The following is a 19,943-nucleotide window of genomic DNA, read 5'->3' on the forward strand; positions in this document are numbered from 1 at the left end:
CACTGATCCTTGAGAGTTGCGCGCTACGCCACGCCCACGCCGAGATAACGGTCCTTGACGACCTCGTCGGCGAGAAACGCGGCATTGTCCGCGCCGTACACGATCACGCCCTGCTCGACGATGTAATGCCGGTCGGCAAGCTGCGTGCAGACTTCCAGATTCTGTTCGACGAGCAGGATGGCCACACCCGCCTGCTTGATGAGCTTCAACTGCGCAACGATCTCCTCGACGATCACCGGCGCGAGACCCTCGACCGGTTCGTCGAGCATGAGCAGGCGCGGATGATTCATCAGCGCGCGTCCGATGGCGAGCATCTGCTGCTCACCCCCGGACAATTGCGCGCCGCCGTTCTTGCGACGCTCCTGCAAGCGCGGAAAGATGCGATAGATGTCGGCCAGTTGCCACGGCGAGTCGCGTCGCGCACCGAGCTTCAGGTTCTCTTCCACGGTGAGCAGCTTGAAGATGCCGCGATGCTCGGGCACGAAGCACACCCCGCGCGCCGCGATGCGATGCGCGGGCTGCCCGGCCACCGGCTTGCCCATGAACGTAATGCTGCCCGCCTTGGGCGGCACCACGCCGGCGATGGTCTTGAGCGTGGTCGACTTGCCCGCGCCGTTGCGGCCCAGCAGGGTGACGAGTTCGCCGTCGCCGATGTTCAGCGACACGCCTTGCAGGATGTGGCTCTTGCCGTAATAGCTGTGAATGCCAGCGACGTCGAGAATCATGCGCGGCCTCCGGTGATCATGTTGCCGAGATAGGCGGCGCGCACACGGTCGTCGGCGCGAATGGCGTCGGGCTTGCCCTCGACGAGCACGCGACCCATCTGCATGACGGTGATCGTGTCGGAGATGTCCATCACGATGTTCATGTTGTGCTCGATCAGTACCACGGTGTGATCGTCGCGCAGCCCCCGGATGAGCTGCTTCATGTCGTCGAGATCGTCGATGCCCATGCCGGACGTCGGTTCGTCCAGAAAGATCGCCTTGGGACGTGCAGCGAGCGCCATGCCGACTTCGAGGCGTCGCTGCTGACCGTGCGAGAGCGAGCCTGCGGCGGTGTCGGCGTGACGCGTGAGGGCGAGTCGCGTGAGCACGTCGTCCACGACGGACGCGCACGCGCGCGGCCCGTCGGCCTTGCGCCAGGTCGAAAGGGCGTGGCGCGGTGTGACGCCAAGCGCAGCGAGTCGCAGGTTCTCGCGCACCGAGAGGTTCTGGAACAGCGCCGTGACCTGGAACGAACGGGCGATGCCGCGCTGCACGCGGCGGTAGTCGGCTTCGGTGGTGACGTCGTGTCCGTCGAACATAATGCGTCCGCCGGAGACCGGCACCGTGCCGGTAAGCATGTGAAACAGCGTGGTCTTGCCTGCGCCGTTCGGGCCGATGACGGAATGCACCGTGCGGGGCGCTACGCGCAGGTCGACGCCATGCAGCGCAGTGAACTTGCCGTAGCGTTTGACGATGCCCGAGGCTTCGATGAGAGCGTCGCTCATGTCGGGTCTCCCTGCGTACTCTGTGTGTCCAGTTTGCCGTCGGCCGCAGGGCGTTTGCCTGTGATGCGATGCCACAGCGTTTCGCCCACGCCCCACAGGCCGCGATGCATGAACAGGCTCACGGCGATCAGCAGCAGGCCGAGCAGCAGCAGCCAGCGCGGCCAGAGGGTCGAGAGCCAGTCGGCGGCAAGCACGTAGAACGCGGCACCCAGCACCGACGCGAACAGGTTGCCCGTGCCGCCGATCACCGTCATCACGAGGATCATCTCGCTCGTGTGGTACTCAATGTTCGACAGCGGCGCGATGCCCGTCATCAGCGCATGCAGTGCGCCGGCAAGCGCCGTGACCGCGCCGGAGATAGCGAACGCCACGAGCTTGAAGGTCTTCACGTGATAGCCGATGGCGGCGGCACGCGTTTCGTTGTCGCGAAGGGCGAGCAGCGTGCGTCCGAACACCGAGTCCGCCACGCGCAGCAGCCAGGCGAACACGATCAGGAAGACGACGGCCACGAAGGTGTAGTACTGCCAGGGCGTGTCGAGCGGGATCAGCGTCTTGCCGCCCAGCGTGAGCGACTTGCGCGGAATATCGAGCAGGCCGTTGTCGCCGCCCGTCCAGTCCGTTGCCGTGTACGCGAGGAAATAGAACATCTGCGCGCAGGCGAGCGTGAGCATCACGAAGTAGGTGCCCTTCTGCCGGATCGCGAAGCTGCCCACGATCGTGGCGATGGCCGCGCCGAGCGCGATCGAGGCGACGATCGCCACCGGCATCGGCAGCGACCAGCGCGTGAGCAGAATGCCCAGCGTGTAGCTGCCCAGACCGAAGAAGATGCCTTGTCCGAACGACAGCAGACCCGTGTAGCCAAGCAGCAGGTTGCAGCCGAGCGCCGCGAGCGCGTAGATCAGCACTTCGGTGGCGAGCGTGCCCGACGAGAGCGTGACCGGCAGGATCAGCGTGACGGCCGCGGCGAGCAGCCAAAAACGGTAACGTACCAGCATCATCCCCTCCCGAGCAGGCCGTGCGGGCGCAGGAGAAGCACCGCCGCCATCGCCACGTAAATCATCAGTCGTGCGCCTTCCGGCCAGATCGTGCTCATCAGACTCTGCACGATGCCGATCACGAGACCGCCCACGAGTGCCCCCGCAAAGCTGCCCATGCCGCCGATAACCACCACGACGAACGCAATGCCCAGCGCTTCGATACCCATGAACGGCTCGACGCCGCGCACCGGCGCCGCCAGTACCCCGGCCAGTGCCGCCGTGCCTGCGCCCAGCGCGAAAGCGAAACTGAACACGCGAAACACGTTGATGCCGAGCAGCGAGACCATTTCCGACGACTCGCTGCCCGCGCGCACTGCGCTGCCCAGTCGCGTGCCTTCGAGCAGCCACCACAGCACGACCGCGAAGACAGCCGTGAAGCCGATGAGGAAAAGACGGTACTTCGGATAGATGAAGCTGCCCCACATGACCACGCCGTCGAGGATTTCCGGCACGGCGACGTTATCGCCGAGCGGCCCCCAGACGATGATCACCAGTTCCTGCACGACCAGTGCAAGACCTACGGTGACGAGGATGTGGAACTCATGTGCCTTCTCGTAGATATGCGAGAGCAGCACTTTCTCTGCGATCCATGCGAGCGCGCCCACGACGATCGGGCACACGATGAGCGCAAGCCAGAACGACATGCCCCATTGCAGCGCCTGATAGCAGAAGTAAGCACCGAGAAGATAGAAGGCGCCGTGCGCGAAGTTCACGAAGCGCAACAGGCCGAAGATGATCGACAGGCCGACGGCGAGCAGGAAGTACAACATCCCGATCCCGACGCCGTTGATGACTTGCAACAAATAGACGTTCATGCGCGTCCCGGAGAGCTTGGGTGCAGACGTGGAACACCTTGCGCCGGGCGACTCACGTCGCACGGCACAGACGACACATGCGGGGACCACGCAACGTGTCCCCGCGAGCGACAAACGACGGAACCGCCGGCACTTTGTCTTCTTTGTCTTATTACGTAGCGCGAACGGGTGAGCGTCGCGCTACGTGATCCGATGAGGTCTTGTATCGGCCTCGTAACAGTGCCGGTGCTTCAGTACTTCAGTACGTCAGGCCATCTTGCACTCGGTCTTGTCGAGCGGCAAGAACGACTTCCCGGCGTTGACGATGTCGGCGTAGTCGTCGGCGTTCTTCATCTTCGACTTCGCCTTGCCCTTGAGCAGATAGTAGTTCTTGAGCACCTGATGGTCGCCCTTGCGGATCTCTTCCGGTCCGGTGAGCCCGTCGTACTTCATGCCTTCCATGGCGGCGATGACTGCCTTCGGATCGGCGCTGCCCGCCTTGATCATGCCGTCGAGCATGAGCTTGGTGCAGATGTACGAGCCGGCAAGGCTGTAGTTCGGGTTCTGCTTGAATCGTTCCTGCGTGCGCTTGACCAGATCGAGGTTGAGCGGCGAGGCCACGGCGTGCCAGTATTGCGCGCCGAAGTACACGCCGTCGCACAGATCGGCGCCAAGCGTCTCGAACTGTTCCAGCCCGGACGCCCAGGCCATCAGGATCGTGCAGTTCTTCTTCATGCCGAAGCTCACCGCCTGACGCAGCGTGTCGGACGATTGCGAGCCGAAGTTCAGGATCAGCAGCACATCCGGCTTCGCGGCAGCGGCGTTGGTGAGATAGCCCGAGAATTCCTTTTCCGTGAGCGAGTGGTAGCTGTTGCCCACGTGCTCGATGCCCTTTTCCTTGAAAATGTTCTTCGCGGCGGTGAGCAGCCCTTCGCCGAACACGTACTGCGGCGTGATCGTGTACCAGCGCTTGGCCTTGGGCATCGATTCGATGAGCGGACGCACCGTCTGTTCGATCGCACCGAAGGTCGGCACCGACCAGCGGAACGTAGACGGGTTGCAATCCTTGCCCGTGATTTCGTCGGCGCCTGCCGTGGTGATGAAGATGCCGCCGGCCTTCTCGGCTTCCTTGCCCATGGCAAGCGCCTCCGACGACAGAATGCCGCCGGCGAAGAAGCGAGCGCCCTTTTGCTGCGCGATTTCCTGCACGCGGCGGATCGCCGTGGCGGGCTTACCTTCGGTGTCCAGCGTGGTGTAGGCAAGCGGTCGGCCGAGTACCTTGCCGTACTGCTCGACGATGAGTTTCATGCCGAGGTCGGCAAACTTGCCGTTGGCGGCGAACGGCCCCGACATGGGCACCGGACAAGCCAGTTGAATGGCTCCGGTGCTTTGCGCGAACACGTCGCGAGCGGAGAACAGGGAGCCAGGCAGAGACGCCGCGGCGGCGAGCTTCAACAGTTCACGACGATTCAATTGGATCTCCATGCGGGGGAGGAATCGGACCTTATCCCTATCCGTCATATTTATCATGATAAATAGGATGGATTTAATCGTAGGTATAATGGTTTTTCGTGTCAATCGGAAAAAATTCCGATCGGGCGTGTCCGTACCGCGCTGTTGTACGCCAGGTATTACGCGGGTTTACGCGGATTTCGCACGACACCCGTCCGAACCGACTTCTGAGGCGCCACATGGCATTGGATGCGCAAACGGTGCGAGAACCGTTGGAAATCAAACAACAAAAACGTGGCGATCTGGTTGCGGAAGCCATCAAGCGTCTGATCACGGAAGGCAACCTGTTGCCCGGCGATCGGCTGCCACGCGAAGTCGAGTTGCAGCAGATGTTCGGCGTGTCGAAGAGCACGATTCGCGAAGCGCTCAAGTCGCTCGAAGTGCAGGGGCTCATCAAGGTGAGCACCGGACCGTCTGGTGGCGGCATGGTCGTGGAGGTGCCGCTGGAGCGCACGTTCCAGCTCTTGCAGAACTATCTCTTCTTCAAGGAAGTCAGCATCGACGACATCTATACGGTGCGTCAGTTGCTGGAACCGGAGCTGGCCGCCGGTGCCGTGCCGCATCTGACCGAGGCGGACTTTGCGGCGTTGGAGAACAACATGTCGTGTTGCAGTCCGGCGTCGCACGATCGCCGCGAGTTGCTGCGCCAGCGTCAGGCGGACGTCGACTTTCACGACATTCTTGCCGCCGCCAATCCCAACAGTTTCCTGCGCTTTACCTGCGAACTCGTCAACGAGATGATTCGCCAACTGATCGTGTTCGGTAACGAGACACCGCGTCGCGAACACGAGAAGTTCGGCACGGCGAACGTCAACATCCATCGTCAGATTACCGATGCGGCGCGTGCTGGCGATGTCGCTCGTGTGCGTGAACTCATGCACTTCCACATGCAGGAAGCGCGCACCTATATCAAGCGCATGAACGGGAAACTGCGCGGGCGTCTGATTCTCGATTCGGATATCGCCGACATGCAGCAGCGCGTGCGTTCGCAGCTCGGCGCGAATGCGTCGCCGGTGTCGCGTCGGAAGGCGCCCGCGAAGGTCGCGGCGCAGGACGACGCGGCGACGCCCAAGCGCAGCACGCGCAAGGCGACCGACGCGCAGGAAGCCTCGGGCGAAAGTCGCCGGAAACCGGCCACGACGAAGACGTCCGCCGAAGGGAAGTCGAGTCGGGCGACCCCGGGGAAGGCGACCAAGGTAACGAAGGCAACGAAGGCAGCGGCAACGAAGACAGCGTCGGCCAGACGGGTTGAAACGTCGACGCCTTCGGCCACCCCGCGCAAGCGGCGTGCGCCGTCAGCTTGATCGGATTCGCACCGACGAAGTCACGACGACGGCTTAGGGCCGCCGTTCACCGATCCCTGGGTGAAGTCGGCGTCGTCAGAAGGCCGGGGGTTCTGCCAGATGGACGGTAAGCCGCTTGAGTGCACGCACCTGACGCAGCGCCACGCGCAGATCGCACGTCGAAATCAGGCCGATGCCGCCTTCGTCGTCACCCAGCGGCTGTCCGTCACGCTCGTAGACGACCAGCGCACCGACGCCGATCGGTGTGTTGTACAACTCATGCCAGGAGAACATGACGGTGTAGCCGTCAGCGCCTTGTGCCAGCACATAGGCTCGCGTGAAATCGCGCGCCTGTGGCAGACGCCATTGCGCGACGTCGAGCAACGCGGTCAGTCGTACGCCCTTGTAGTCGCTTGCGCTGCGCACTTTGCGACCCGACAGGCAGACGACATCGAGCGGGCCGGTCAGTTGCGTCGGCAAGCGCATGAGCGCGCACAGATCGAAGGAGTGGCGACGTTTGACGGCGCCGGAGACGATGACTTCGCGTGACGTGAGCGGCGGTGTAACGAGTGAGGCGGATGACACCGGAGGGCTCACGAGTGTGAGCGGCGCGCCGTTGGCGGTGAGGCGGGCATCCGGCGCGCGCAGAGGGTCGATGGACATGGTGGATTCGGTATGTCGGCCTGGGGGAGCCGGTCGCCTCAATATAGCGGCCGGACTTCGCGCGGACATACGAAGTGTCTGATAGCGGCTATTCACACGGCCTGAGACGGCATCGCATAGGCACCGGCTTGCCGATTTGCTGATTGGTCGGCAAGCCAGTGGATGTCGCGTCTAGCTGCCGTAGCGCGCCGTGCGGGTGTTACGCGCGGCGACTTCGGCCAGCGTGGCGCGGGCTTCCTGAACGTCGGCAAGCGTCTCGCCGCCTTGCAGGGCGTCGAGGGCGTCGCGCAGCACGGACATGCATTCGGCGTCGCTCAGGCTGTCCGGTGAATTGACACCGCCCAGCCGCAGCAAGCTGTGCGCGGCGCGCAGCGTGAGCATCGGCGACGCCTGCGCACGCGCGACCTGCAAGGCGTGTTCGAGCCACGGACGCACGGCATCGTCAGGATGATGGCCCGCGCGCAGGAAGTCGCCCTTCTGACGCAGGAACTCGGCTTGCCAGTGTCCATCGTTGCGACGCGCCGACAAATGCGCGCCGCGCTCCGCGGCGTGCAGGCCGAGGGCGATGTCGCCCGTGCCAGCACACGCTTCGACGAGCAGGCCGAAGAACATGCCTTCGACGCCGCCCATGATTTCGCTCAGACGGCCAACGCTGTCGGTGATGCGCTCCAATCCGTTCACGTCGCCACGCGAGGCGATCGCCCAGCCGCGAATCGTCTGGCCCGCGAGCGCCCACAGGGCAACACCGGTCTCAGAAGCCACTTCGGTCGCTTCGCTCGCCAGCGCTTCGGCCGGTGCGACTTCACGACGCAGGCGTCGCAGCATCGCCGCAAACACCAGCGCGAAGGCGAAGGAATAGCGGCGGCCTTGCTGACGTCCCAGCGCGAGGGCGTCTTCGCTGGCAGCGAGCGACGCGTCGTGGCGTCCCGTGAACCAGTACGCCCACGACAGGAACGACAGACCGGTGATGCGCGCGTCTTCGCCAAGGCCGGTGTCTGCATGCTCGGGACGGTAGTGCGCGAGCCCGGCTTCCAGCGCGGCGATGGCGCCGCCGAAGTCGCCGTGACAGCACAGGCTGTTGCCGAGCGCGTAATAGGCGTGCGCGAGCAGCGGCGAGGAGCCGGCCTGTTCCGCAATGAGGATAAGCTTGCGCGCGAGATCGATGCTGCGCTCGAAGTCGCTCCACGAACTGGAGCCGAGCCACAGCCCCCAGTAGACGGGGAAGAGCGTGATGTCGTCGCCCATCGGTTGCGCGAGCGCCAGCGCCGTCTCGAAGTTGTGACGCGCCGGTTCCGAACCATAGCCGTGCAGCGAGACGAGCGGCACGCCCATCGCCATGCGCAGTTGCAGTTCGCGCGGGGCGGTCTGGGCGCTGGTGCCGGTCTGACGCAACACATCGAGCGCGCTTTGATAATGCGCGCATGCTTCACGAAACGCCTGCCGTCCCGTCGCATACTCGCCTGCGAGACGATAGTGCTCGATGGCGGCGTCCGGTTCGTCGGCCTGACGGAAGTGCCACGCGAGCACTTCGGGTTCGGTCTGCACCGAGTCGTGGTCGCGCATCGCCAGCGCGATACGACGGTGCGCGTCCTGCCGGCGCTCTTGCGGCTGTGCGTCGTAAGCGGCCTTGTGCAGCAGCGCGTGACGGAAGACGTAACGTCCGAGATCCTGGCGCTGCACGAGGGCGCAGGCGACGAGCGTGTCGAGCGAGCGCTCCACGAGCGCCATCGAACGACCGCTCGCGGCAGCCAGCAACTCGGCGTGGAACTCGTGACCGAGGCAGGACGCGAAGTGCGCGACCGGCTTGGCGCTGCCCGCAGCGTCAATGCGCGCCATCATCAGTTCCTGAAGGCTCGCGGGCATCGGCATGGCCGTCGCGGCACTGCGTCCGCCTTGCTGCGCCGCCGTGGCTCGCGCCAGCTCCTGAAGGAACAGCGGCACGCCTTCGGCCAGATGCACGATGCGCTCGCGCATGGCGGCGGGCAAGGCTACGCGAGGCGTTGCCGCGCGCACGATGGACGCGGCGGCGCCCGGGTCGAGCGGCGCGAGGTCGATGCGCCGCAAGCCTACGGTGTGCCGCCACGGCAACTCGAATTCGGGGCGCGCGCCCACGATCAGCAGACGTCCGCCCGGGGCGTTCTCGGCCATCGCCGCGAGCAATTCCTGCGTGGACGGATCGGCCCAGTGCGCGTCGTCGAGCGCGATGACACCGCCGTCCGGCAGCAACGATGCGAGCAATGTCGGCGCTTCGTCGAGTACCGCCTGCTTCCACGCGTGAGGCACGTTGCCGTCGGCATGCATGTCGAACAGGGCGCGCAGACGACGATGGGCGAGCAGGGCGGGTTGGGGAAGCTGCGAAGCCTCCGCGGTCGATTGCGAGCGCAGCCAGCGGGCAATCGGATGGAACGGGGTGCCGGCGCCGTCTTGCGCGCACGCGAGATCGATGGAGCGCAACCCGCGCGCCTCGACGAAGTGACGCACCAGCGCCGTCTTCCCGATGCCGGCTTCGCCGATCACGAGGGCGAGCACACCGTGGCCGGTGCTCGCGTCGCGCATCGCCGCGTGGGCGGCGGCGAGTTCGGCGAGGGCGGCGTCGCGCCCGAAGAGCATGGCGGCACGGCGGCGCGAACGACGCTCGGGCGTGGGATCGGGATTGACGCGGAACACAGGAATTTCGCGATTGCCGTGACGCTCGCGCACGCTGCCGTGCGCCGTCGTCGCGATGGCAACGCCGATGAGGCGCTGCGTGGCGTCGCAGATCACGACTTCGCCGGGCAAGGCCATATCGGCGAGTTGCGTGGCGGAGCGCGAGACCCGTCCGCCGGTGTCGGGACTGTCGTCTGCCGCCGAGCTGATGACGAGTCCGGTGTGAACGCCCACACCGATGCCCACGCGTACGGTGTTCGCCTGCGCACAACGCACGGCGGCTTCGACGGCGTGACGTCCCGCGCCTTCCAGTGCGGTCGGGTAGCCGAAGTAGCCGAGCAGGCCGCCGGTCGGCGTGCGCAGGGTGTAGCCCCACGACTGACGCAGGATCGTTTCGCACTGCACGAGGGGCGGGCGCATCATCGCCACGAGCTGATCGGGATCGTCGACGCCGGTCGGCGCGAACTCGATGGCCACGACCGTGATCTGCCGACGCTCGGGGCCCGTTGCGCGCTGTTCGATGCGTGCGGGTGGCGTTTCGAGCAATTGCGTGAGCGCTTCGCCGGGCAACTCGCCGAGTTCTTCATGGAGGATGTCGCACAGCCGCCGGTATTCGGTTTCGGCGTCGTCGCGACGCCCGGCGCGCAGCAACAGCGCGAGCAGGCAATGCCACCCGGTTTCGTCGAACGGCGCCAGTGCCACCAGTTGACGCGCATGCGCGAGCGCCTGATCGAGGTCGCCGAGTCGCGCGTAGCCGTCGGCCAGCAAGCGTTCGCCGAAGACACGGCGGCGCTGGTATTCGTCGCGCTGCAACTCGATCCACTGTTCGAGATCGGGCGTGTCGCGCACGGACAGACCATGCAGGAACGGCCCCTGATAGAGCGCGACGGCGTCGGCCAGATGTTGCAGATGCGCGGCGAGATCCAGACCGGTGACGCCGTCGAGCGTGCGATGGGCCTGCTCGATCATGCTGGCGAACACGTGGGCGTCGATCCAGAGCCCGGTCTCGGGGCGCAGACGCACGACCTGACGGTCGGATTCGAAGAGTTCGTCGCCGAGGGTGTCGCGCAGATGGAACAGCATGCGCTTGAGCTTGTCGCGTCCGCCCTGGCCGTCTTCCTCGGGCCAGAACAGGTCGGCCAGCGCGCCGCGTGTGTGATAGCCCGGTTGCAGGGCGAGATAGGCGAGCAGGCCGCGCGCTTTCGTGTACTTCACGGCGCAGGCCTGTTTGCCTTGTTCGACCCGCATCGGTCCGAGCAGGTAGAGCGATCTGTTGGCTTGCATTGTCCCTGGACGGCAAATAAGCAAAACCGGCGGGCCTCGCGGGCGTTCGCCGGTGTTGCGAATTTCATGATGTCATCGCGTCAGATCGACGCGCCCGAAGCGCCCGCGTGACAGTCGATGCTGCCGTCGGGAACCGGATCGCGACCCAGCTGGCGAGACGCCAAGGCCGTTCCGGGGGGGCTCCGGCCGAATGCTTTAGGTATTACATACGGAAGTATAAACAGGAGTATGAAATCCGTCGGAAATACCTTCAAAAATCATCCGTGATTACCCGCAGGGAAAATAGCGTGACGATCAGGCCGGCGCTTGCCAGATCGCCGCATCGGCCGCGTCGACGTTGCCGCTCGCGAAGGCAGCGCGTCCGTCGGCCGGAGTGAGATAGGCGGGCTGCACGTCGTTGATTCGCAGACCAACACTTTGCAAGGCCGCGATGAGCAGATAGTGCACGCCCGCGCCCTTCGTCACGGCGATGCGTTTGCCCTTGAGTTCCGAGAGCGTTTTGATGGGTGAATTCTGCGGCACCAGTATCGCCTCGGCATCCGGCGACAGCGGTGGACGGTGACTGGGCAGACGTGAAGGAGACGGAGTCGGGCTGGCGGGTCACGAGCGAGGCGAGGTGACGACGATGGCCGAAGGATTCGGAAGAACTCGCCTTGTATCGCGATGTCCCGCCCCGGCGCCAATAAGCGATCCGACTTTGCATAGCGAGACGGCCGTCATATGGATATTCGTTTTGCCGTGTCACGCAGCCAATGGCCCGTCTCGGTCCATCTCGTGTCATCTCGCGATTCACGCTTCTCCCAACGCCCGCAACCCCTCGATATCGACAGTCGAAACCGGCGCGTGTCGCTAAAAATCGCCCGGATGGCCGAACGTTCCCCGACCGTTGCGTTCGTGCCCTTGGGGAAAACCCGCATATCGATGTGCCGACTCCGGGTAATAGCGATTCGATGTCGACAAAACAATTCGAATGCTTTCATCGCCTTATCGCACACGCGCACCATTTAGGTGCTGATGTGTTACGACGTATTACAAAATGTCTTGAGAATTCATGAGGTTACCGTCGTGCGGGTATCTTGTAATGAAAATCATTCCTATTTATATTCGCGCCCCAGATTGTTCCCCATGCATTTCCGCTCATTCCGTTAGGACGCACCTGAACATCATGATGCAACGCAAGCCGCTGGCTCTGGCGATGATGGCGCTCTTCGCCGCGCCGCTCGCCGTTACCTATGCCTCACCCGCGATGGCGCAGAGCACCGCGCCCAATGCTGCCGCAACGCCGGATGCCAAATCTGCGGGTTCCGCTGCGGCGCCTGCCGCACCGGCCGCAGCGTTGCCGCAGACCGACGTCTCGGGGGCCTCGATTCGCGAGGAGTATCAACGCGACATATCGAGCGTTGGCGGCAAGGTGCCCACGGCGATTCGCGACATTCCGCAATCGGTGACGGTCATCGACAAGGCGGTGATGCAGGCACAGGGCGCCACGTCGTTTTCCGACGCGTTGCGCAACTCGCCGGCCATCACGCTCGGCGGCGCGGAGGGCGGTCAGATCGGCAACAACATCAACCTGCGAGGCTTCTCGGCGCGCACCGACATCTATCTCGACGGCTTCCGCGATCGCGGTCAGTACTATCGCGATACGTTCTATCTCGACTCCATCGAAGTGCTCGAAGGCCCGTCGTCGATGCTCTTCGGTCGCGGCTCGACCGGCGGCGTGATCAATCAGGTGAGCAAGCAGGCCAACCTCAAGCCGCTCAACGAAGTCTCCGGCACCATCGGTACCAATGACCGCTATCGCGGCTCGTTCGACTTCAACCGTCCGCTCTCGGATACCGCCGCCTTCCGTATCAACGGCTTCGCGCAGGACATTCACACCACGCGCGACGTCATGTACAACCAGGACTGGGGCGTCGCGCCGACGCTCAAGCTCGGTATCGGTACCCCCACGGAAATCACGCTCTCCGCGCTCATCGAACATAACCGCGACATGCCGGACTACGGCATCGTCGGCTACAACGGCAACCCGCTGCCGGTCTCGAAGAACCAGTTCTACGGCCTGACGACCGACCGCACGGTGCAGGACGTGCTGAGTGTTTCGGCCAAGATCAAGCACAGGGTCGACGACAGCCTGACGATCACCAACCAGACGCAGTACAGCCGCTACGTGATCGACGCCATCGAAACGTCGCCGCACGCGGTCGGCATTTCCAACGGCAAGGGCGGCTTCACGGCGCTCCCGGTGGGGCCCACGGCAGGCATTCCGTCGTACTCGCTCGATCAGTTGTTCGTGCAGTTGCAAAGTCATGATCGTCAGATCACCGACACCGCGCTGTTCAACCAGACCGACATCGTGAAGAAGTTCGATACCGGGCCGTTCAAGCACACGCTGATCGCCGGGGCGGAACTCGGTCGCGACACGTATGAGAACCAGACGTACCTGCGCACCGGCGCCGGTCAGGCGTCTGGCTTCCTCGGCTGGATTCCTGCCAATAGCACGGCGTACTTGTCGAGCCTGCCGAACGTGACGACGTCCACCGGCAACCTCGCGCAGGGGTCGGCGGAGACGGTCGCGTTCTACGCGAACGACACGCTTGAGCTCAACAAGCACTGGAAGGTCGTGGGCGGGCTGCGCTGGGATCGCTACAAGGCGCAGTTGTCGAACAGCATCAGCGCGCCGGGTTACTCGACGCAGACCGTCAGTTACACGAGCGTTCGTACCGGTCTGATCTATCAGCCGAGCGAGGCGCAGTCGTACTACTTCTCGTACGGCACGTCGTTCAACCCGTCGCTCGAAGCGCTGACCGTCACGAACAATACGCAGGCGTTGCCGCCGGAGACGAACGAGTCGTTCGAGGTCGGCAGCAAATGGAATCTGTTCGACGACAACCTCTCGATCAACACCGCGCTGTTCCAGGTGACGAAGAACAACGCGCGCACGCAGACCGGTACGTCGGGTGAATTCACGAACGCGGGCAAGGTGCGCATTCGTGGCGCGGAAGTAAGTGCCACGGGCCACATCACGTCGAACTGGCAGGTGATGGGCGGCTACATGTTCCTGAATTCGCAGGTCGTTCAGGCGAACGACGGCACGCAGGGCAATGTGCTCGCCAACACCCCGCGTCACTCGCTGACGCTGTGGTCGACGTACACGCTGGGGCATTGGGAAGTGGGCGGCGGCATGAACTACATGTCGATGCGTTACGCGGCGAACACGAACCTGATTCGGGTCGGCGGCTACACCCGCTGGGACGCCACGGTGGCGTATCATCAGCCCAAGTACGACATTCGTTTCAACCTGCTCAACGTCTTCAACAAGACGTATTGGGACGGGCTGATTCAGTCGGACGGTGGCCGTGCCACGCCGGGGATCGGACGTACGGCGTTGCTCACGGGCACTTATCGTTTCTGATTGCTTCTGACCGCTTCCGACGTCGTTTCCGATACGGCTTCCGCTCTCGAAGGACACCCGCCGATGCTGCTGCGCATACCCAACGTTCTCTCCGTCGATCAGGTGCGATGGGTTCGCGCGAAACTCGATAACGCGGGCGACGCCTGGGTCGACGGGCTGGCCACGGCGGGCTATCAGGGCGCGCCCGTCAAACAGAACCAGCAGATCGATGAACGCTCGGCCGTCGCCCGAGAGTTGGGCGACGTGATTCTTGGCGCGCTGGAGCGTAATCCGTTGTTCATCAGCGCTGCGCTGCCGAACAAGGTCTACGCGCCGATGTTCAACCGCTACGGCGAGGGCATGCACTTCGGCAACCATGTGGACGGCGCGATTCGTCTGCAACCGGGCAGCGGCATGCGCATTCGCACGGACATCTCGGCGACGCTGTTTCTTGCGTCTGCCGAGGAGTACGACGGCGGCGAGCTCGTCATCGAGGATCAGTACGGCGCGCATCAGGTCAAGCTGGCGGCGGGCGACATGGTGCTGTATCCGGCGACGAGTCTGCATCGCGTCAATCCGATCACGCGTGGCGTGCGTGTCGGCTGTTTCTTCTGGGTGCAGAGTCTGGTGCGCGACGACACACAGCGCACGCTGCTCTTCGACATGGACAATGCGATCCAGCGATTGAATTCGACCGATGCGGACGAGATGGCGCGTCGCACGCTCGTGGGCTGTTATCACAACCTGCTGCGGGTCTGGAGCGAGACCTGAACGAAAAAACGCCCGCCCCCGGTGAGGGGGACGGGCGTTCCACAACATGCCGGGCAGGCGTGCCCGGCGGCGCTGGCCTCGCGCTTATTGTGCCTGGCCGGCAGGGGCCGGTGCCGGGGTCGGCGCCGGTGCACCCTTGTGCATCTGGCCACGATGCTGCATCGCCTTGTCGTGCCACGCCTTCATCTTGGTCCAGCGTGCTTTGATGGCATTGCTGACGATCGTCTTCTGATCGTTGTTCAGTCCGTTATAGACATTCAGCCATGCATCTTCGGTCTGGCTGCGAAGCTGGCGGTTCTGATCGAATACCTTCTCGCGCGCGGCACGCATGCCGGCCAGATCCAGCACCTGCTGGTCCTTCGTCTGCGCGATCATCTGACGGAATTGCTCGCCGTTCTTGCGCATGGCGTCGCGATTCTGTTTCGAGGTCGCGACCGCCTGTTGCCAGGCTTGCTCCTGCTGGGCGTTGAGCTTCAGTTGATCGTGCAGTTTGCTGATGTTACCCAGCCCCCAGGGGCCGTGGTCGCCGCGCATGTGGTGCATGGCAGCGTGCGGTCCGGTGGCCGGCGCAGGGGCGTCTGCGGCATGGGCGACGCCGAACATCGCGGTGGCGGCAACGATGGCCGACGCGGCGGCGATCTTCAGTTTGCGCATGGTGTTCACTCCTTTCGATACTGCCGGAATTGGCAGTTTCAGAGTAAGTCATCAGCCAGCCTAACAAGTTGCAAAGTGCAACGGCTGTATTACCCCACGTTACCAGCGCCCGCGTTAGCAACATTCGGAAACGACTCGGCCCGCCTTGCGTCCATTTCCGACGCGTAGCGGGCCGCGTGACAATCGCACGGCACGGCGTACGACGATCAGTTCCCCCGGTTCCTCTCCGTGCCTTTCATGGCAGAGAAGGCGGGCAGGGCGGGGCGGATCAGTCCCACGCGCCGCGTCCGCCCGACACGCTGTAGCGGCCCGCGCCGAACAGGATCACGCACAGGCCCATGAACAGATAGAAGCCCTGCAATTCCAGCGCCCAGCCGCCGGTCTTCGACAGATCGCCCAGTTGGCTCAGGTGAACCAGCGAGAAGGCGACGAGCATGTTGCCCACGACGAGCAGGCCGCCCAGACGGGTGAGCACGCCGAGAATCAGCAGCACCGGTGCGAGCACTTCACCCAGATAGGCACCGTAGGCGAGAAACGACGGCAGACCGTGCGACGTGATCATGCCCTCGATAAAGCCCACACCGTTGATGACTTTGCTGACGCCGTGAAACAGCAGCAGGATACCGAGGGTAAGACGCAGGATCAGTTTGCCGAGATCGTCTCTGGTGCTCTGCATGGTGAAGGCTCCTTCTTGACTCGCGTGTTCGCGTAAGGGGGCTGACGGATTCTAAAGTGGCGCGCTTATCCGTCCAGACGGACAGGGCGTGCCGGCCAAATGGGCACCACTGTATCAAATCGTTACGGCGCTGTCTGCGGGTGCCCCAATGATTTCATGGACATAGCGTCGGAGGCCCATCCCAACGCGATTACAAGCCGTTACTTTTCGGACTGCCGCGTTACACGACGGCTGTCGGCGGGCGGCTCGCCGGCTTCGTTAATCCGCATAAGGACGCAGCAAATTCGCCGGCAATCTCGCCGGCAGGCTCGGTCCCCGTCGAATCTCCGACACCGCTTAATCGCCAAAAGACATAAGGATTCCATCATGAACGTCCGTAAAACCCTGATCCTGAGCGCTGTGACCCTGGCCTTCGGTGGTGTGTTCGCTTCGCAGGCGTTCGCACAGAGCACCACGACCGAAACGTCGCGCGACATCAATCAGCAGCAGCGCATCGAGAACGGCTTGAAGAGCGGCCAGTTGACGACCAAGGAAGCGTCGAGCCTGGAGAAGGGCGAAGCCAAGATCGACAAGATGCAGGCGCACGCCGACAAGACCGGCGACACCGCAGAGCAGAAGGCTCGCATCGCCAACGCGCAGAACAAGGAAAGCGCGAAGATCGAACAGCTCAAGCACAACGATCGCGTGGCGAACCCGACGTCGAAGTCGTCCGAGCGTTTGCAGTCCGATGTACAGCGCAACGTGAATCAGGAAAAGCGTATCGCGCAAGGTCAGGCCGCCGGCACGTTGAACAACAGGCAGGTCGGCAGTCTCGAGAAGGGGCAGGCCCATGTCGACGCCGCCGAGGCCAACGCGGCGAAGAACGGACACGTGGGCGCGGGCGAGCAGGCCGGGGTTCAGCATCGTGAGAACAAGCAGAGCCAGCGCATTCATCAGGACAAGACCAACGGCTAAGCGTTCGGTATTGCCCCTCCCTTCGTAGTCCCCAGCGCCACCCGCCGAGCGGGTGGCGCTGTTGTTTTGCGGCTATCATCGGCGTCACGACGCGGCGCGTTCGAAGTACCGCTGACATGTCCGCCAGACATGTGCCGGTGCTCGGCGTTCGCTGCAACGGGCAACGATAACGTCAGGACGATGGAGGATGGATCAGGATGGAGCTGGTGCAAGCACAGAAGATGCTCGAAGAACTCGTCTCGCCATGGGTGCGGCAGTTGAATCTGCAGATCGAGGCGGTCGGGCCGGAGGAAAGTGAGTTGCGGCTGCCGTTCGACGCGGCATTCAAGCACGGCGGCGGCGTGATCTGCGGGCAGACGTTCATGGCCGTGGCCGATACCGCGATGGTGGTGGCGCTGTCCGCCGCGCTCGGCGGCTTCCAGCCGATGACGACCGTGACGCTCAACACGCAGTTCATGCGACCCGTGACGGACGGCGATCTGCGCGTGATCGCGCGAATTCTGCGTCGCGGCAAGAATCTGGTGTTCGGCGAGATCGAGATTTTCGATGCGCAGGGCAAGATGGCCGTGCACGCGACCACGACCTACGCGTTGCTCTGAGCACGCATTAGACATCCTTCGCCGGGTGACGCGGCAAGCCAGTATCGGGGGACCAGGTGTTCGATCAGATCGTATTTGCCGGCGGCGGGAATCGCTGCTGGTGGCAGGCAGGATTCTGGGAGCGGGTGGCGCGCGACGTGCCACTGCGTCCCCGCGTCATCACGGGCATTTCAGCCGGTGCGGCCACGGCCTGCATGCTGCACATGCGGGCCTCGGACTGGGTGATGGATTACTACCGGCAAGCGCTCGCGAACAATCGGAAGAACGCTTACTGGGGCAATCTGCTGCGGCGCGAGCGGGTGTTTCCGCATTACCGCATCTACCGGCAGGCGCTGCTCGACATCTACGACGGTCAACTGGACAAACTTGCTGCGGGTCCCGAGATTCGGGTGGGCGTGTCGCACATCCCGCGCTGGCTCGGACCTCGCACGGCGACGGCGGCCGGACTGGTCGCTTACAACATCGACAAACATTGGCGTCGCACGCTGCATCCGACGCTCGCACGCAGTCTCGGGTTTCGTCCCGAATTCGTGCGGGCGCAGGACTGCCGGACGACGACGGAGCTTGCCGATCTGATGCTGCAATCGTCCTGCACCCCGCCGTTCACGCCGATCTTGCGACGCGAGGGACGCGCGGTGCTCGACGGCGGCATGGTCGACAACGTGCCTGTCGATGCCCTGGATGCGACGCCGGGGCAAGTCTTGGTGCTGGTCACGCGACGCTATCCGCGTCCGCAGATATTCACGCAGCACCACGGTGGGCAGGACCGGCTGTATGTGCAGCCGTCCGAGCCCGTGCCGATTTCCAGTTGGGATTACACGCGGCCCGAGATGATGGGGCCGGCGTTCGCGTTGGGGCGTAAAGATGGCGAGACGTTTCTGCGGCATCTGGAGACGATGCGATAACTTCGTCGCGTCACCGCTTCACCGTCGGTCGCGTGCCGGGCATTGCACGCAGAGCGCCCGGACGCGGTGGCTGGAACGGGCTGGCCAGACTCAGTGAGCCAAACTCAGTGAGCCAAACTCAGTGAGCCTGACTTGGTGTGCCAAATTCAGTGCGCCAGATTCAGCGCCCGAAGCCGAGCAGTGCGGCGGGGTTCGCGACGTGCGAGCGGTCGCCGTTCAGGAAGTTGACGATGTTCTCGAACGCCACGCGGAAGTACAGTTCGTAGCTTTCGCGCTCCACATACCCGATGTGCGGCGTGCAGACACAGTTCTCCAGACGCAGCAGCGGGTTGCCTTGCAGAATGGGTTCGCTTTCGAAGACGTCGATGGCCGCCATTCCCGGACGCGCCCGGTTCAGCGCGGTAATCAGCGCGTTTTCCTCCACCAGTTCCGCTCGGCTCGTGTTCACGAACAGCGCGGTCGGTTTCATCTGCAACAGGTCTTCGAGTTTGACGAGATGACGTGTCTCGTCGTTCAGACGCAGGTGAAGCGAGAGCACGTCGCTTTGCGTGAAGAGTTCTTCCTTGCTGTTCGCCACGCGCAGGCCGTCGGCGGCAGCGGCCTCGCGCGAGCCTTCACGACCCCACACCATCACTTCCATGCCGAACGCCTTGCCATAACCGGCGACGAGCCGGCCGATCTTGCCGTAGCCCCAGAGGCCGAGCGTCTGACCGCGCAACACCTGTCCGAGACCGAAGTTCGGCGGCATGCTCGACGACTTCAGCCCCGACTGCTGCCAGGCGCCGTGCTTGAGGCTGGAGACGTACTGCGGAATGCGACGCTGGGCGGCCATGATGAGCGCCCAGGTGAGTTCTGCCGGTGCGATGGGGGAGCCGACACCTTCGAGCACGGCCACGCCGCGTGCGGTGCAGGCGTCGATGTCGATGTGATTGCCCGCACGCCCCGTCTGGCTAATGACACGCAGGCGGGGCAGCTTGTCGATGAGTTGTGCCGTGATGGCGGTGCGTTCACGGATCAAAACGAGCACTTCGGCTTCGCCGACCCGGGCGGCGAGTTGCCCGACGCCCTTCACCGTGTTGTTGAAGACCTTGACGTCATGACCGGCCAATAGAGAGAAGCAATCGAGCTTGCGAACGGCATCCTGATAGTCGTCGAGAATGGCAATTTTCATGGCAAAACGTAATCGATTCGGCGCAGAACGACGGCGTTCTGCGCAGACGGAACAATTGTCGGAGCCTGTCCCGCTGGACAGGCCTGCTTGTTCTTGACGTGGGCGGCTCCAGCC

At 63.8% G+C, this 19,943-nt stretch carries 16 protein-coding genes and 1 pseudogene; 6 read left to right on the plus strand and 11 right to left on the minus strand.

Going from position 1 to position 19,943, the window contains the following annotated elements:
- Nucleotides 1-23: 23 nt before the first annotated feature.
- The 5 genes from PCA20602_RS07685 to PCA20602_RS07705 form a co-directional block, all read right to left on the minus strand.
- Complete coding sequence (locus PCA20602_RS07685) at nt 24-725, minus strand: ABC transporter ATP-binding protein (protein ID WP_069340544.1); 702 nt, start codon at nt 723-725, stop codon at nt 24-26.
- The gene (locus PCA20602_RS07690; RefSeq protein ID WP_150720721.1) at nt 722-1,489 is read right to left on the minus strand and encodes an ABC transporter ATP-binding protein; all 768 of its coding nucleotides are present in this window, start codon (nt 1,487-1,489) and stop codon (nt 722-724) included. The genes PCA20602_RS07685 and PCA20602_RS07690 overlap by 4 nt, the downstream gene beginning before the upstream one ends.
- Nucleotides 1,486-2,484 carry a branched-chain amino acid ABC transporter permease gene (locus PCA20602_RS07695; RefSeq protein ID WP_150720722.1) on the minus strand — a complete coding sequence of 333 codons (999 nt, stop codon included), beginning with the start codon at nt 2,482-2,484 and terminating at the stop codon, nt 1,486-1,488. Before PCA20602_RS07695 ends, PCA20602_RS07690 begins: the two co-directional genes overlap by 4 nt.
- Nucleotides 2,484-3,341: a branched-chain amino acid ABC transporter permease gene (locus PCA20602_RS07700; protein ID WP_150720723.1), complete on the minus strand. Its 858-nt coding sequence runs from the start codon at nt 3,339-3,341 to the stop codon at nt 2,484-2,486. The genes PCA20602_RS07695 and PCA20602_RS07700 overlap by 1 nt, the downstream gene beginning before the upstream one ends.
- Before the next feature lie 246 nt (nt 3,342-3,587).
- The gene (locus PCA20602_RS07705; protein WP_150720724.1) at nt 3,588-4,793 is read right to left on the minus strand and encodes an ABC transporter substrate-binding protein; all 1,206 of its coding nucleotides are present in this window, start codon (nt 4,791-4,793) and stop codon (nt 3,588-3,590) included.
- 218 nt (nt 4,794-5,011) lie between these two features.
- Between PCA20602_RS07705 and PCA20602_RS07710 the strand changes: the two are divergent.
- Nucleotides 5,012-5,827 (plus strand): annotated as a pseudogene (locus PCA20602_RS07710) (FadR/GntR family transcriptional regulator); the annotation flags it as partial.
- A gap of 384 nt (nt 5,828-6,211) precedes the next feature.
- Here the strand turns inward: PCA20602_RS07710 and PCA20602_RS07715 are convergent.
- From PCA20602_RS07715 to PCA20602_RS07725, 3 genes are all read right to left on the minus strand, one after another.
- Nucleotides 6,212-6,778 (minus strand): molybdopterin-dependent oxidoreductase, encoded by a 567-nt coding sequence (locus PCA20602_RS07715; protein ID WP_174980894.1) that lies wholly within the window; start codon nt 6,776-6,778, stop codon nt 6,212-6,214.
- 171 nt (nt 6,779-6,949) lie between these two features.
- On the minus strand, nt 6,950-10,708 hold the full coding sequence (locus PCA20602_RS07720; RefSeq protein ID WP_150720726.1) for an AfsR/SARP family transcriptional regulator: 3,759 nt from the start codon (nt 10,706-10,708) through the stop codon (nt 6,950-6,952).
- 294 nt (nt 10,709-11,002) lie between these two features.
- Nucleotides 11,003-11,230: an ABC transporter substrate-binding protein gene (locus tag PCA20602_RS07725; RefSeq protein WP_425495654.1), complete on the minus strand. Its 228-nt coding sequence runs from the start codon at nt 11,228-11,230 to the stop codon at nt 11,003-11,005.
- Nucleotides 11,231-11,873: 643 nt separating this feature from the next.
- Between PCA20602_RS07725 and PCA20602_RS07730 the strand changes: the two genes are divergently transcribed.
- Entirely contained in the window at nt 11,874-14,120 is a 2,247-nt protein-coding gene (locus PCA20602_RS07730) for a TonB-dependent receptor (protein WP_150720728.1), read from the plus strand.
- A 63-nt stretch (nt 14,121-14,183) separates the two neighbouring features.
- Entirely contained in the window at nt 14,184-14,870 is a 687-nt protein-coding gene (locus PCA20602_RS07735) for a Fe2+-dependent dioxygenase (RefSeq protein ID WP_150720729.1), read from the plus strand.
- An 84-nt stretch (nt 14,871-14,954) separates the two neighbouring features.
- Here the strand turns inward: PCA20602_RS07735 and PCA20602_RS07740 are convergent, their stop codons facing one another.
- Nucleotides 14,955-15,524 (minus strand): Spy/CpxP family protein refolding chaperone, encoded by a 570-nt coding sequence (locus tag PCA20602_RS07740; RefSeq protein ID WP_150720730.1) that lies wholly within the window; start codon nt 15,522-15,524, stop codon nt 14,955-14,957.
- A gap of 268 nt (nt 15,525-15,792) precedes the next feature.
- Complete coding sequence (locus tag PCA20602_RS07745; protein ID WP_069340553.1) at nt 15,793-16,200, minus strand: DoxX family protein; 408 nt, start codon at nt 16,198-16,200, stop codon at nt 15,793-15,795.
- 366 nt (nt 16,201-16,566) lie between these two features.
- Here PCA20602_RS07745 and PCA20602_RS07750 point away from each other — a divergent pair, with 366 nt between their 5' ends.
- The 3 genes from PCA20602_RS07750 to PCA20602_RS07760 all read left to right on the plus strand — a co-directional run bounded on the left by PCA20602_RS07750 (nt 16,567) and on the right by PCA20602_RS07760 (nt 18,658).
- Entirely contained in the window at nt 16,567-17,154 is a 588-nt protein-coding gene (locus PCA20602_RS07750; protein WP_150720731.1) for a hypothetical protein, read from the plus strand.
- A 197-nt stretch (nt 17,155-17,351) separates the two neighbouring features.
- Nucleotides 17,352-17,753, plus strand: a complete 402-nt coding sequence (locus tag PCA20602_RS07755; protein ID WP_069340555.1) for a PaaI family thioesterase — start codon at nt 17,352-17,354, stop codon at nt 17,751-17,753.
- A 56-nt stretch (nt 17,754-17,809) separates the two neighbouring features.
- The gene (locus PCA20602_RS07760) at nt 17,810-18,658 is read left to right on the plus strand and encodes a patatin-like phospholipase family protein (protein WP_150720732.1); all 849 of its coding nucleotides are present in this window, start codon (nt 17,810-17,812) and stop codon (nt 18,656-18,658) included.
- 160 nt (nt 18,659-18,818) lie between these two features.
- Here the strand turns inward: PCA20602_RS07760 and PCA20602_RS07765 are convergent, their stop codons facing one another.
- A complete protein-coding gene (locus tag PCA20602_RS07765; protein ID WP_069340557.1) occupies nt 18,819-19,829 on the minus strand; it encodes a D-2-hydroxyacid dehydrogenase family protein in 1,011 nt (336 codons plus the stop codon).
- Nucleotides 19,830-19,943: the final 114 nt, after the last annotated feature.

Source organism: Pandoraea capi, from assembly GCF_902459735.1.
In the GTDB taxonomy this organism is placed as follows: Bacteria; Pseudomonadota; Gammaproteobacteria; order Burkholderiales; family Burkholderiaceae; genus Pandoraea; species Pandoraea capi.

What these genes read in the sequence shown, in the direction of transcription:
- PCA20602_RS07740 (WP_150720730.1), bottom strand. Translation starts at nt 15,524, where the DNA reads ATGCGCAAACTGAAGATCGCCGCCGCGTCGGCCATCGTTGCCGCCACC.
- PCA20602_RS07715 (WP_174980894.1), bottom strand. Translation starts at nt 6,778, where the DNA reads ATGTCCATCGACCCTCTGCGCGCGCCGGATGCCCGCCTCACCGCCAAC.
- PCA20602_RS07735 (WP_150720729.1), top strand. Translation starts at nt 14,184, where the DNA reads ATGCTGCTGCGCATACCCAACGTTCTCTCCGTCGATCAGGTGCGATGG.
- PCA20602_RS07695 (WP_150720722.1), bottom strand. Translation starts at nt 2,484, where the DNA reads ATGCTGGTACGTTACCGTTTTTGGCTGCTCGCCGCGGCCGTCACGCTG.
- PCA20602_RS07765 (WP_069340557.1), bottom strand. Translation starts at nt 19,829, where the DNA reads ATGAAAATTGCCATTCTCGACGACTATCAGGATGCCGTTCGCAAGCTC.
- PCA20602_RS07720 (WP_150720726.1), bottom strand. Translation starts at nt 10,708, where the DNA reads ATGCAAGCCAACAGATCGCTCTACCTGCTCGGACCGATGCGGGTCGAA.
- PCA20602_RS07730 (WP_150720728.1), top strand. Translation starts at nt 11,874, where the DNA reads ATGATGCAACGCAAGCCGCTGGCTCTGGCGATGATGGCGCTCTTCGCC.
- PCA20602_RS07755 (WP_069340555.1), top strand. Translation starts at nt 17,352, where the DNA reads ATGGAGCTGGTGCAAGCACAGAAGATGCTCGAAGAACTCGTCTCGCCA.
- PCA20602_RS07690 (WP_150720721.1), bottom strand. Translation starts at nt 1,489, where the DNA reads ATGAGCGACGCTCTCATCGAAGCCTCGGGCATCGTCAAACGCTACGGC.
- PCA20602_RS07750 (WP_150720731.1), top strand. Translation starts at nt 16,567, where the DNA reads ATGAACGTCCGTAAAACCCTGATCCTGAGCGCTGTGACCCTGGCCTTC.
- PCA20602_RS07745 (WP_069340553.1), bottom strand. Translation starts at nt 16,200, where the DNA reads ATGCAGAGCACCAGAGACGATCTCGGCAAACTGATCCTGCGTCTTACC.
- PCA20602_RS07685 (WP_069340544.1), bottom strand. Translation starts at nt 725, where the DNA reads ATGATTCTCGACGTCGCTGGCATTCACAGCTATTACGGCAAGAGCCAC.
- PCA20602_RS07700 (WP_150720723.1), bottom strand. Translation starts at nt 3,341, where the DNA reads ATGAACGTCTATTTGTTGCAAGTCATCAACGGCGTCGGGATCGGGATG.